The 12,804-nt window shown below is 55.7% G+C and carries 8 protein-coding genes; 1 reads left to right on the forward strand and 7 read right to left on the reverse strand.

The genetic code is table 11. The features are described from left to right. The first annotated feature begins 8 nt into the window (after positions 1-8). Positions 9-1,457, forward strand: coding sequence for a type VI secretion system-associated protein TagF (gene tagF / locus C5750_RS24000; RefSeq protein ID WP_130272848.1), 1,449 nt, complete (start codon positions 9-11; stop codon positions 1,455-1,457). Positions 1,458-1,481: 24 nt separating this feature from the next. Here tagF and C5750_RS24005 read toward each other — a convergent pair whose 3' ends face one another. From C5750_RS24005 to C5750_RS24035, 7 genes are all read right to left on the reverse strand, one after another. After that, positions 1,482-7,052 carry a hypothetical protein gene (locus tag C5750_RS24005; protein WP_146118191.1) on the reverse strand — a complete coding sequence of 1,857 codons (5,571 nt, stop codon included), beginning with the start codon at positions 7,050-7,052 and terminating at the stop codon, positions 1,482-1,484. A 353-nt stretch (positions 7,053-7,405) separates the two neighbouring features. Further along, on the reverse strand, positions 7,406-7,594 hold the full coding sequence (locus tag C5750_RS24010; protein WP_105737563.1) for a hypothetical protein: 189 nt from the start codon (positions 7,592-7,594) through the stop codon (positions 7,406-7,408). A 125-nt stretch (positions 7,595-7,719) separates the two neighbouring features. Then, the gene (locus tag C5750_RS24015) at positions 7,720-8,646 is read right to left on the reverse strand and encodes an alpha/beta hydrolase fold domain-containing protein (RefSeq protein ID WP_130272846.1); all 927 of its coding nucleotides are present in this window, start codon (positions 8,644-8,646) and stop codon (positions 7,720-7,722) included. A gap of 8 nt (positions 8,647-8,654) precedes the next feature. Further along, positions 8,655-9,473, reverse strand: coding sequence for a hypothetical protein (locus C5750_RS24020; RefSeq protein WP_130272845.1), 819 nt, complete (start codon positions 9,471-9,473; stop codon positions 8,655-8,657). Further along, positions 9,470-10,600, reverse strand: a complete 1,131-nt coding sequence (locus C5750_RS24025) for a LysM peptidoglycan-binding domain-containing protein (protein ID WP_105737569.1) — start codon at positions 10,598-10,600, stop codon at positions 9,470-9,472. Before C5750_RS24025 ends, C5750_RS24020 begins: the two co-directional genes overlap by 4 nt. Before the next feature lie 260 nt (positions 10,601-10,860). Next, positions 10,861-11,886, reverse strand: coding sequence for a hypothetical protein (locus tag C5750_RS24030; protein WP_105737571.1), 1,026 nt, complete (start codon positions 11,884-11,886; stop codon positions 10,861-10,863). A gap of 147 nt (positions 11,887-12,033) precedes the next feature. Further along, positions 12,034-12,510: an Hcp family type VI secretion system effector gene (locus C5750_RS24035; RefSeq protein ID WP_105737518.1), complete on the reverse strand. Its 477-nt coding sequence runs from the start codon at positions 12,508-12,510 to the stop codon at positions 12,034-12,036. Between the last annotated feature and the right edge of the window lie 294 nt (positions 12,511-12,804).

Raw genomic sequence — 12,804 nt, forward strand, 5'->3', positions numbered from 1 at the left:
TTGCCATCGTGGATACAGGACCGGAAGAGATGAACCCGATGCTACCAAGAGATACGGTTCTGGCCGGCTATTTCGGCAAGGTGCCGTCCAAGGGCGATTTCATCAGCCGTCGGCTGGATAGGGATGTCCGCATGCAGCTCGATCAATGGCTGCAACCCGCGCTCCAGTCGAGTCGCGAGATGCTGGGCGATGAGTGGATGGACCTCTATCTCAATGCGCCGATCTGGCGCTTCTATCTTGAGGGCGGCATTTGCGGGCCCTACCCGGTTGTTGGCATGATGATCCCGAGCGTTGACAAGGCCGGGCGTTATTTTCCTTTTCTCGTCGCCGCACAGATACCGGACTTTTCCCTTTCCGTTGCGTCGATTGCCCGTGCCGATGGTTGGCTGCACTCCCTTGAAGACATTTTGCTGAGTGTTCTGGAGGATGAATTTGACATCGACTATTTCGACCATCAATTGGCAAAGAAGGCATTTGATCTTGATAACGCGCCAGCGGGCCTGAACCCGCTTGATGAACCGCCATCACAAACAGGCGCCTTTGCACCCCTGGCCGCCGCTCTTGCCGGGAAGTCGCTGCCGCAATCGGTCTGGTGGACATCCGGATCCGACCGCCGCAAACCCGGTATGTCATTGTATACCGGTTGGCCAGCCGCCACGGCCTTCGCATCATTCTTCAAGGACGATACGGCTTCGTCCGCATTTGAGGATGAATTTGCCAGGGCGAGGCAAAGCGGCCAATCCCTGCACAATAACGGCATGTTTTCCGAAGCGCGGACCGTTGGCAACATTGCCGTCGCCGGCCGGTCTCATCGCGGTACACTTGCCGAGCAGAATACGGAAAGCTTCGTGTTTCAGCTGGAAAGAGGTTTCGTCTCTATCGCGGACGGTACATTCGGCCTAACCCGGAACGCGGCCATCTCGCGTTTTCTGCTTGCCGCCATAGACAGTATTCAATTGCCGGAGAACATCGAGGATGCACTTCAGTTGCTCGCCGATCGCCTGGAAGATGCCAAGCGGGCTCTCACAGCGCGTCTTGATATAGCCGTTGCCGGACTTGCATTGCAGGCGGGTTCACTCAGCTTAGTCCTTCGGCCGGAACGGTTTGGTCTCATCGTACAAGGAAATGTCCATTGTCTCCTGTTACGGGACGGCACACTGACCGAACTGACGGACACATCGCTCGGCAAGCGCTCCAGTTCAACATTGAAACTGCAGCTGAATCCGACCTCCGTTACAGTGACGGGAGACCTTGTCGCCGGCGACCGCTTTTTTCTGATGACAGAAAACATAGCGCAAACGGTTCGAGAAGACAGCATGTCAGCCTTGTCCACCACAAGCCGCGTGGAATCAATTGTCGACCGGCTTGTCGATGACAGCCTGATCAATGGCGCTGAAGGCAATCTGACGCTGATTGCCATTGCTGTAGACCCGGCACCCGGCAATCACCGGCAATGATCGTAGGTGCAGAGCGAAGACAGATCAGAACTGCATTCGGAACTGTGCCGTTACGGAGCCGCCAGTAATCGTCTCCCCGAACTGCACATCGCCGCGCACGCTGCCGATCACGAGACGTTCGACACCGTTGATCTTGCCTGTTAACGCCAGCAAATTCATACCCAAGCTTGCTTCGCCATAGGTATCGAGACGTTCTGTCTTTACCGGCAAGACAACCGGATTTGCGCTGTTGGGGTCCAATGTCAGTTTGGCATTAATGTCACCGGCGAAATCGTGATAGGCGGTCATTGTCAGGAATGGCGATAGACGAATTCGGTCATCGGAGAAGAAAAAGTTCCGCGAGACCGTTATGCCGCCAAACCCGATCATGCTCTTGACATCGTCAAACTGAACACGGCCCTCATTCTGATTGAGCAAGATGTTTCGCGGAATAATCAGATCGTCCGTGCTGCTGTTGGAGTATGTGAACCCCGTCGCCGGAATGAACGACCAATCATTGTAGGCGAGTGTATAGGATGCTGATCCGCCAACGGAGGTGCGCTTGCCTTTGACACCGGCCCCATTGATCTTGAATATTGGGTCATCAACAGTAATGGTATAATCCATTAATTCCTGTCGAACCTGCATATCAAAAAAGAGCGGTCCTTTGGTATAGGCTGCATAGCCGCCATAGAACACGGAACTGAAATCCGTGGTATTCGCATAGTTTTTCTGGTTCGATTTGCCGAATATCTGGCCCCCCGTCAGGCCGAAATTGACGTTGCCCCCCGTGCCTTGAATATTGAAGACACCTGCATCCATGCCCACCTGATATCCGTAGTAGCTCGTTTCGATGGTTGCCGGTGTGTTGACCTCTGAACCATCGGGCTGGTGAATGGTGCCTTGAGTATCAATTTTGGACATGCCGCCGTTGGTTCTGATCCAGGGAGCAAGACCAAACTGGTTCTTCTCGGGGTCGATGGGCGCTGAAATCAGACCGCTCGAAGGCTTGAAGAACGATGATGCAATGACGTTCTGTGACGCGATGAAGCCGGATACGACACCACTGGCTGCCGTGCCATTGATACCCGACTGAACGACATATTGCGCGTGATTGGTGCCGCCTTCCGATACCGTTTGACGGACCAGATTGTATTGCACGATGCCACCCGTGGGCAGTCCAGTTGCCGTCACCTGGCCGTTGCCGCTGCTGTCGGCAGCGTCAACCAGCAGGATGGTCTTACCAAATGCGGTAGGCTCCTGTCCGGAGGACAATGCATTGAGTTTCAGATTGGTGGTGCCCATCAAGACGCCGCCCAGGGTAACGACGTCTGATGTTCCTTTGTTGAAATCAACATCCAGTGAAATATTCGATCCCGGCTGGCCGATATAACTACCGGAAATCGAAACGCGATCACCGACTTGGTTGTTGGCGAGGTTCAGGTTGCCGCCGGCCTGGTTCCGGAACTGCTCCAGACCGTTGAATCGCGTATTGCCAGTCGCGTTGATCAGTCCGCTGTTCTGAATAACGTCATTGCTGCCCGACAGAGCGAACTGACCGGAATTGCCGATATTCCACACGCCGCCAGCCATGTTGTTGACAAGTGTCTGCGCTCCCGGACCGGAAGACAGAACACCTTCAAGCAATGCGCCGGCATGGTTGTTCAGAGTTGCCTGGCCGCTGATATTGTCCAGCAATGTCAGGTTTTCCGGATTGGATGACGCGGAACGAATGGACGAAAAATTATCAAAAGTGACCGCACCTTTCGTGTCGGTGCGCAGCGCAGTCTGCCCGGCAGTGATGGCCTGATTGATGACCGCTTGCGCGGCAGTTGTCTCGCCTTTCAGGGAGATTGCCGTATCGCTCGCCCGGATAATACCATCAAGATTGAGCTGCATGGCTCCGTTGCCGGTGGTCTCGAGCGCTATGCCCGTATTGCCGGTGACAGCATTCGCCGTGGCAACAGAGATATCGCCGAGCTGAGATTTGACAAAAATTCCGTGACTTGTGCCAGTCAAGGCGGCCGTGTTCGCAATTGTGACCCGCCCGCCCGTCGACCCGGCCGATATAGCCGCACCGGATGTGCCTTGAACATTGCCACGTGCCGCGACATTCACGTCACCGGCACCGGTCGCAACAGCGCTGATACCCGTTCCACCGGAAACAACATCCGCAGTCTGGATATCAATTGCTCCATTCTGCGTTGTGGCAGATATGCCCTGGCTTGCGCCGTTTACCGCATTTGCCGCGGCAATTGTGACCCGCCCGCTCGTGGATCCAGCTGATATGGCCGCGCCGGATGTGCCTTGAACATTGCCACGTGCCGCGACATTCACGTCACCGGTACCGGTCGCGAAAGCGCTGATACCCGTTCCACCGGAAACAACATCCGCAGTCTGGATATCAATTGCTCCATTCTGCGTTGTGGCAGATATGCCCTGGCTTGCGCCGTTTACCGCATTTGCCGCGGCAATTGTGACCCGCCCGCTCGTGGATCCAGCTGATATGGCCGCGCCGGCCGCGCTTGTCACCACGCCGTTGCTGCTGACAGTCACATTCCCGCTACCGCTGGCAGCCGCATCAATACCAACTGCACCGGACACATTCCCGTTCGTTTGGATGTTGATATTGCCGGTTGTCTCGCGTGCAGTTATCGCAGTGCCAGATCCATTGTTCACAAAGGCATTTGTGCTGGTCAGAATATCGATACCGCCGCCGGTATTCGACACATTGATTCCGCTGGTCGACAGTGCCGAGATGGTCCCGCCGATTGCCTGGGCTTTGATGTCGGCCACAACCGTCCCTTGAACGGTCCCGCCTGTCTGGCCGAATGCATTGGTCGACACTTTGTTGGTGTTTGCCAGTGTGCCGCCGCTCAGCAGATAACTGTTCGTCTTCACAGACCCCTGCATGGTGCCACCGGACTGGGCAAAGATGTTCGTGGTCACCATCCCGCCCATCGTGCCGCCGGTCTGTGTCACACTGGTCGTCGCGTTCAACACGCCCATCGATCCAACCGTACCAGAACCTGAAATCGTTGCCGTTTGCGTGTTCACCGTACCCGTCAGATTGCCTGTACCTGAGAGTTCATAGCTGCTTGTCGCGGCCGTGCCCGACAAGATACCGCCGGATTGCGTAACGACGTCACTTGTACCAAGGCCATTCTTGATCGTCCCGGACATTGTCCCGCCAGTCAGATCATAGGACTTGGTGTTGGCCGTCCCGCCCATCGTCCCGCCTGTCTGGCTGATGGCGTTGGTAGCCGTAATGACGCCATTGCTCGCCACCGACCCCGACCCGCTGATCGTGGCCTTGTCTGTTGCCGTGACGGAACCGGAGAGAACACCGCCTGACAATTCATAGGTGCCGGTCGCGGCCGTGCCCGACAATGTACCGCCGGTTTGCGTCACATCGGTCGCATTGATGATTTTCCCGGACATTTCGCCGCCGGACAAGTCGTAAAGCGGCGTATCCACCGTTCCACCCATCGTCCCGCCGGTCTGATTGATCTTGTTACCCGCCTTGATCGTGCCAGTGCCCGTTACCGACCCCGTCCCGCTGATCGTGGCTGTATTGGTCGCCGTGACAGTTCCGGAGAGCGTTCCACCGGAGAGCGTGTAGTCCTTCGCCCCAGCACTACCCGTTAGATTGCCGCCGGACTGAGTCAGGCCATTGGAAGCAGTGATCATTCCTGAAGCCGTTCCCCCGGACAGGCTATAATCGACAGTCTTTGCCGTCCCGCCCATCGTCCCGCCTGTCTGGCTGATGGTGTTGGTAGCCGTAACGACACCAGTGCTGGTAACCGATCCCGACCCGCTGATCGTGGCCTTGTCTGTTGCCGTGACAGCTCCGGAGAGCGTTCCGCCGGAAAGCGTGTAATTCTTCGCTCCAGCACTACCCGTTAGATTGCCGCCGGACTGAGTCAGGCCATTGGAAGCAGTGATCGTTCCTGAAGCCGTCCCTCCGGACAAGCTATAATCGACAGTCGTTGCCGTCCCGCCCATCGTGCCGCCCGTCTGCTTCACATTGGTGGCATTGATGATCTTGCCGGACATCTCACCGCCGGACAGGTTATAAAGCGGCGTGTCTGCCGTCCCGCCCATCGTCCCGCCGGTCTGGCTGATGGTGTTGGTAGCCGTAACGACACCAGTGCTGGTAACCGATCCCGACCCGCTGATCGTGGCCTTGTCTGTTGCCGTGACGGAACCAGAGAGAACACCGCCTGAGAGTTCATAGCTGCTTGTCGCGGCCGTGCCCGACAAGATACCGCCGGATTGCGTAACGACGTCACTTGTACCAAGGCCATTCTTGATCGTCCCGGACATTGTCCCGCCAGTCAGATCATAGGACTTGGTGTTGGCCGTCCCGCCCATCGTCCCGCCTGTCTGGCTGATGGCGTTGGTAGCCGTAATGACGCCATTGCTCGCCACCGACCCCGACCCGCTGATCGTGGCCTTGTCTGTTGCCGTGACGGAACCGGAGAGAACACCGCCTGACAATTCATAGGTGCCGGTCGCGGCCGTGCCCGACAATGTACCGCCGGTTTGCGTCACATCGGTCGCATTGATGATTTTCCCGGACATTTCGCCGCCGGACAAGTCGTAAAGCGGCGTATCCGCCGTTCCACCCATCGTCCCGCCGGTCTGATTGATCTTGTTACCCGCCTTGATCGTGCCAGTGCCCGCTACCGACCCCGTCCCGCTGATCGTGGCTGTATTGGTCGCCGTGACAGTTCCGGAGAGCGTTCCACCGGAGAGCGTGTAGTCCTTCGCCCCAGCACTACCCGTTAGATTGCCGCCGGACTGAGTCAGGCCATTGGAAGCAGTGATCGTTCCTGAAGCCGTTCCCCCGGACAGGCTATAATCGACAGTCTTTGCCGTCCCGCCCATCGTCCCGCCGGTTTGTGTAACGCTGGTGGCAGCATCTATCGTTGAGTTCGATGCAACCGTCCCCGTACCGCTGATGGTTGCGGTGTCAACCTTTATCGTTCCATTGATGACAGATCCCGCCGTCACATTCAGGGCTTGCTGCTGCTGTGTTGTTGTTCCCAGATCAAGTGTTCCACCGGAAACGCTGGTTGTTCCCGTTGTGGAACCCAATTTACCGTCCAACGATGGAAATAACCCCTTTTGAAGCTGCAATACGCCGCCTCTGACATCGGTACCCCCAGCATAGCTGTTGTCCCCGCCAAGCACGACGGTTCCAGCTCCGTCTTTAACAAACTGGGAACCCGCGTTCCCGGTTATCTTCGTATTTATCACAGCCGTTACACCAGGGTCGGCGGTAACAATGTTGGTGGGATTGGACAGATTAAGCGAAGCATTTCCAAGCACCTGATCTGAGAGCTTGTAGCCATCCGTCTTGAACGTCAGCCCGCCAATGTTCTGCTGCCCGGCAATCGAAACCGTACCGGCCGTGCCTTGAAATACCGCCGTGCCGGCACTTGTCCAGGTTGAATTGGTACCACCGTTCGCCGTTGTCCAATTTGTGCCCGTGGCATTCCATGTGCCGGAGCCGCCATCAACTGTACCGTTGGCCGTGGTATTGCTGCCATCCCAGTACTGGTCCGCAGCGTGCGCCATGCCTGCCAAAACGATATTGAGACCAACAGACAACAGGCCCGATGCAAGGACGCATCGCGAAAGGTTAGTTGTAGACCGCAAACGATAAACGTAGTTTTCCTTCCGAAAAACGCGCTGCCTGGAATGGACGGGAGAGGTTGCGCTCGTCTTGTTCAATGAATTGATTTCCGGTGAATGGACGTTGATGAAGCAAATCAGGAACTACGTTCTATGCGCAAACTATACAACGAGGCCAAAGCGCTCAACCCCAAGATGCATTTACATCAGTAGAGTTGCAATTATGTGTCGGTGTATCCACGGGAACTTTGGTTCACGAGAACAAGCAAAAGTTTCAACAGCTTGACCGGGACGGCGGCGCTGATCCGTACCGCTTCGGACAGGACTTGTTAGCGGCTGTTTGAATAATAAATCCCGAAATTCAACGCAAGCAGGGCTGCAAGCGTTACAAGAAAACTGCCAATGAATATAATAGCCTTGCCGCCCGCAGTTTTCTGGCGGTTTTTCTTATTGAACGTGACAGCGATTGCAGCGCCAATTGAGATGCCCGCAACAGCGGGCACAGACATCAGATTCATATTGGCAGCCTTTTTATTTGGTAACAACGAGAAGCTTGGCTACCCATTTTGAATCGTGCAAACAACCTCATAAATGTATAATTGCACAACAAATATATCACTGCGGGTTGAAGATTCCCGTTGCATCAGGAAGCGGGCACACCGGCGGCAGAATCCCTGCGTAACTCCTTCAGCGCAGCAAACATCCACTGCCCGACTTCTGCCGACCCGGTTTTATCCTGTCGCACCGTCACATTCGTGCGGCCCGCAGAGCGATAGATCTGATTGCCCTTGCGTGCGAGTTCGTCCGACAGGATCAATCCGCCCACAGCGGGAGTGGACAACGCGAGCCCTCGGATCAGAGGGTTTTGGACGACCGGCCTGCCTAGGTCGATGTCTTCGGCTTCGTTGATGAAACCATCCGGATCGGCCTTGAGCCATGGTACGCCACCCATGCCGCCATGGGTGCAGTAAAAGAATTTCTCCCTGTAGATCGTGTTTTCTCGATGTGCCTTGGTGCCGTAATTTCCAAAGCTGTTACGGGAATTGCATCGCGGATCACGGCGAGCGTGGAAACAAAATCGAACATTGCGTGGAATAAAACTCGGCGTAATGAGCATGGCTCTGTCGACAGCATCAAACAAGAAGAGTCCGTGTACGGGAATATTCTTGTCCTGCAGCAGGTCGCAAACCTTGGCCACCGCCGCTCCGCCGCGACTATAGCCGGCCAGAAAAATCCGCTTGGGCTTTCCGGTTTTCTGGCTGTAAAGCTTATGCACATGCTCAAAGGCAGCAAAGGCCAGATTGGCTGTCCCGATGCCGTCGATGCTGGGGCCCCGCCGGTAGAATTTGGCTGGCGTATCCCATTCCCGACTCATTCGATTGACAAAGCTATTCTGGAACTCCAGTTGGTACTGACGGTCATTGAACACGCCTGTACCATCCACGCCGGCAAAAATGTCGGTCGCAGCATAGCTCGCCGCAATCTCAGCCTGCCGTTGCCGCTCACCCTCAAGTCTGGCAATTTGACCACTGACATAATTACCCATGCTGGCGGGAAACGGACTTTGCATATTGAACCTCATCGGTTGGTGGACGTCGACAATCCCATCTTTGAAAAACTGTCCGCGAGCCTTGCATCGACTTGCGTATAGGCATTGAGCACAAGATTGAGTTTCTTCGCGATCAGTGGGACCCGGGCCGCCAGATCACGCATGCGAGACGGATTGGAAAAGATGATTTCCGCATAGGTGTTGAAATCGTTCTCGGATGTGGTTGCGCCATAGGCCGACAGAAAACCGGTCTCTACGGGTGGGTCCGCAGCGTGACCGCTTGCAACCTGGTTCATCGCACTGGTCTGAAACGTCCAGTCAGCGGGTTCCTGTGCAATGAAAGCAGCCTGAAGCGCGGAATTGCGCCACCAGATAAACGAGCTCGTTTCGTGGTGAACGCCAAGTTCTGCCGCCAACTCACGCGTCTCGGCTGAGGTATTGCGCGGCGCAGCGACGAATATCCAATCCTGGCCATAGGTACCCCCAACCTCGGCGCCGTCGATTGTGATCTTTCCGGCAATGAAGATCGCCTTGATAATCCTGCCAAGGCATCCTTCCGGATAGGCATTGAAGGCCCTGGCGATTCCTTTTAGCGATGCCGCCACCATATCGCGATCGACCGGATCGAACACAACACCCTCTACCGCAGCATCGGCCTCAATATAGGGCGGCGCGAAGAAGCTTTTGGGATTGCCAAAGCCAATGATGAGCCCTTGCCGCCGGCCAAGTGCATCCGCCACACCCTCAAGATCACCGGCATCGTCTCCGGCCGGGCGCGTGATCAGATAGGCGCCGGCGCCAGCCAGCGCTACCGCCATGCCAAGGAGAACACGGCGGGAAATCCTCAATGCGCCAGCTCGAATGAATTGCGCATGACGAAACTAGCGGGCACAGCGGCGCGCGGAAGCACGGTTGCAGCGCGTGAAAACGCCGCCAGGCCGCGGGAGAACAGTGCGGCGGCAGCGGCAAAAGAAGCTGGATCATCAGCCACACCAGCACCGGCAGTGAAGAAATCCTCCACTACCGTGGCAACGACAATCACGCCGGCGGTCGCTATCAAACCAACACCAATGGCTTTTCCCCAATCCCTGCCGGAGCCTGGTTGAGCCTGGGGCACTGTCGAAGGGACTGGCAACATGCGCGGAGAAGGCCCGCTTGTGGGGGGCTGCCGCTTCGGCGTAACCAGGACGACAAATTTTATGTCGACGGCGGTATAAAGGAAATTGTTGATGCGGCCATTTAGTTTGGGCAGCCTCAGTTCGAAACGGAGTTTCGGTATGGGGCTGAGACTGCTCATTTCAACGCCAACGGCAGTCGCTGTTGTCGGCATGCCGGGAGACGTGCTCTGGCTCACCAGCATCGACCTTATCGTACACTCATTCTTTTTTGGGTCGAAGATGAAACGGTTATCACTGACAAGCTCTCCGAACGCATGATGCATCGCCGATGTGGCTTTGACCTCGGTTTTCTGATCGCTCATGCTGTGAGTGAGGGTCGCACTGCTGCTTGCCATCAGCAAAACGTCACCGGTAAGCTGCACTTCAATCGTTGCAGCCGGCGTCTCAACGGTTTGCTGTTCCTTCAGCGTGTATTTGAGTGCCGCCGGTAATTTGACGCTTTTCAGTGCGCCCTTCAAGTCTCCTTGCTGCCCCGATGCGTGCGTGGTTTGTGTTCTAGGCTGCGAGCTGCGCCTCGACGGAACCGGCAATGAGGCGGTTTCCTGACGCGGATGAGCCGCTCCGCTCTTCGCGCTGCCCCTTGGAGCAATTTTCTGGCTTGGCAGAACCGGAATAAGGATCGTACGGCCGGCATGGATCAAATCCGGATCAGGAATATCATGACCCGTGCTGCGTACCACTTCGCGGCGATTGTTGTAGCGCCAGATTCGCGGCCATTGCCCGCCACTCCCCAGTTGGTCCTGAGCAATAGACCAGAGCGTATCGCCCGACTTGATCACATACCGAGCACCAAGCATGGTACCTCCTCTGCCCCTGGAATGTTAAAATCCCCGCCACCCAAAACATGTGAATGAAATCACCATGTTTTGACTACAATCCTGTGACACGGCCGCAACAAGGGGCCGCATCGCCATCATTTGACGCCAAAGGACTGGCCGTAACCTGGAAATGGCAAACTCCATTGGCAAAACCTGAGATATTGCTGCCGGTGACAAACGGTGAAAGACAGGCGGATCATTGTGACAATCCCAGCCAAGATGACCCGATTGAATTTCTGTCAAGATACGTCAAGCATTTCCGGCCGACGATAGCGTGTCCCAAGATTGCGTAGTGACTGTATGGCATCACGTATGTTCTGCTCGGTGAGCGTCGAGAGAAACCAGCCATCCGCCACTAGGTCTTTGCCGAAAAACTTGCGGTGCAGCTCATTCAGCCGTTTATCCACCTCGCCGCCAAGCGGCTCTATCTCGACTTTGGCGTAGGCATAGACTTTCCGTGGGCCTGAATTGGGCGCAAGATCTTTCCGGTAGCCGCGCGGATATTCCGGAGAACCAGGCTCCGCATTGATCGCGGTCCTGGTGGGGGGCAACGGAAATCTGGATTCAACCCCCTTGACCAGTGTATCGCGGGTCGTGACGAAATTCAGGTACATCATTAGTTCGAGAGCATCGGCAAGGGCGGCATCATAAAGAAGGGAACGTGGCGGCTTCATGAGCGGAGCCTGACGTAAAATGTCCAGTGCCTTTCTTGCCTCGTCAGCGCTCGACCGGTTGTCACGAATATCCAGCGCCGCAAGAGTGGCAAACTCAACCGCACGCCCCAGAACCTGCAGCATTGCCAAATAGACGTCGAACGCATCATTTGTGACCGTTGCTTCGGAAGGAACAGGGTTTTGAAGGCTCTTTTTGGCAGCGTCGGTCAGCGCTTTGCTTGCCGCATCAAGCAATTTTCCTGTAGCGAAACTCGCAACCGGACTGGAATCGAGTATTCCAACCAAATTGAATGTCCGCTCCATGCGCAAGTCGCAAATTTTCGCAATTACCTTGTCTTTTACGACAGTTCGGAGAGCAACTTTTCCTATGACGGCCGTGATCGCCGATCCACCAACAATTGAAAGACCGACAAACAGCAGCTCAGCTTTGGCAGCATTGGCCTTGTTCTGTTTGTCCAATACCCTGTTATACGCGGCATAGGCCTTGTTGTAGGCACGCGCATAGGGAAGGACAACATTGTTATCCCACTGTTTTCTCGCAAGCTCTACATCCTGGAGATAGCGCGTGACCAATTCAAGCTTTGTTTCCACCTTCTGCTCCTGATTTCGATTGTTAATCGGCAAGCCAAGTTGCAACTGCCTTTGAGGTGTAGCGTGGCCGACCCGGCAATGTATACTCAATGCAAATCTGCTGGTGCTGTGTTTGACGCAAAAGCAACCCGCTGCAGGTTCTTGCCCTTACGCCGCGCGCGTTGTGGCGAGATCGTAGGATGCAATCATGGGCGACTGCGGGCTCTGATTGGCATCGTAAGGTGTGTACTTCACTTCCATCTTGGTGAAGTTCAGGCGCAGCGTCTCGATCGGACGGTCGCCGTTGGAATCAACCGAATAATTGGCAATCAACGTGTTGGTCAGCTTGTATTCGATATAGGTCTGGCCGGGATTGCCGGTGGTGACCAGATGAATGGTTGCAAGCTTGCCGGAGCTGCCCGACACGGCTTCCTGAAACAATTTCGTTGAGGAAGAATCGCTCACCTTCGTCAGGACAACTTCACTGATCGTGGGTTCGGAGGCTTCGCGGTTGGCGGCTGAACCGGCGGACGTGCTCATCTTACGCCCCACATTCCAATGAATGGCTTCAATGTCCATCCAGCGCTTGTGCGTCTCCTGCGTCGCATCGCCCTGAATTCCATCAATCTGCAAGTAAATCGGCATGCTTGTCTCCCCCAATCACGTGTTGCCCTTCAAAAACCGCGAAACGCGGCAACAGTTGCGATAACAGAACGCGAAACTGACACTATAGATCATAGAAATCACGATACGCTGCCGGATACAACCACCCCTGACACTCCACTATACAGGGCACTGGTTCGGACCGGCAAACGATCTGCCACTTTTGCATTTGCGGCCCGTTATGCCCCGGGGGCCATTATCGGCCTGTGTCACGGACCGAATGGCTCTACAGTGTGTCTTTTCACACCTGTACCAAGCGCCGATCTTCTCCCGGAA

Origin of the sequence: Phyllobacterium myrsinacearum (genome assembly GCF_002980555.1) — a bacterium.
Lineage (GTDB): Bacteria > Pseudomonadota > Alphaproteobacteria > Rhizobiales > Rhizobiaceae > Phyllobacterium > Phyllobacterium myrsinacearum.

Coding starts and splice junctions, on each gene's coding strand:
- C5750_RS24010 (WP_105737563.1), bottom strand. CDS start 7,594: ATGAATCTGATGTCTGTGCCCGCTGTTGCGGGCATCTCAATTGGCGCT.
- C5750_RS24015 (WP_130272846.1), bottom strand. CDS start 8,646: ATGCAAAGTCCGTTTCCCGCCAGCATGGGTAATTATGTCAGTGGTCAA.
- C5750_RS24025 (WP_105737569.1), bottom strand. CDS start 10,600: ATGCTTGGTGCTCGGTATGTGATCAAGTCGGGCGATACGCTCTGGTCT.
- C5750_RS24035 (WP_105737518.1), bottom strand. CDS start 12,510: ATGCCGATTTACTTGCAGATTGATGGAATTCAGGGCGATGCGACGCAG.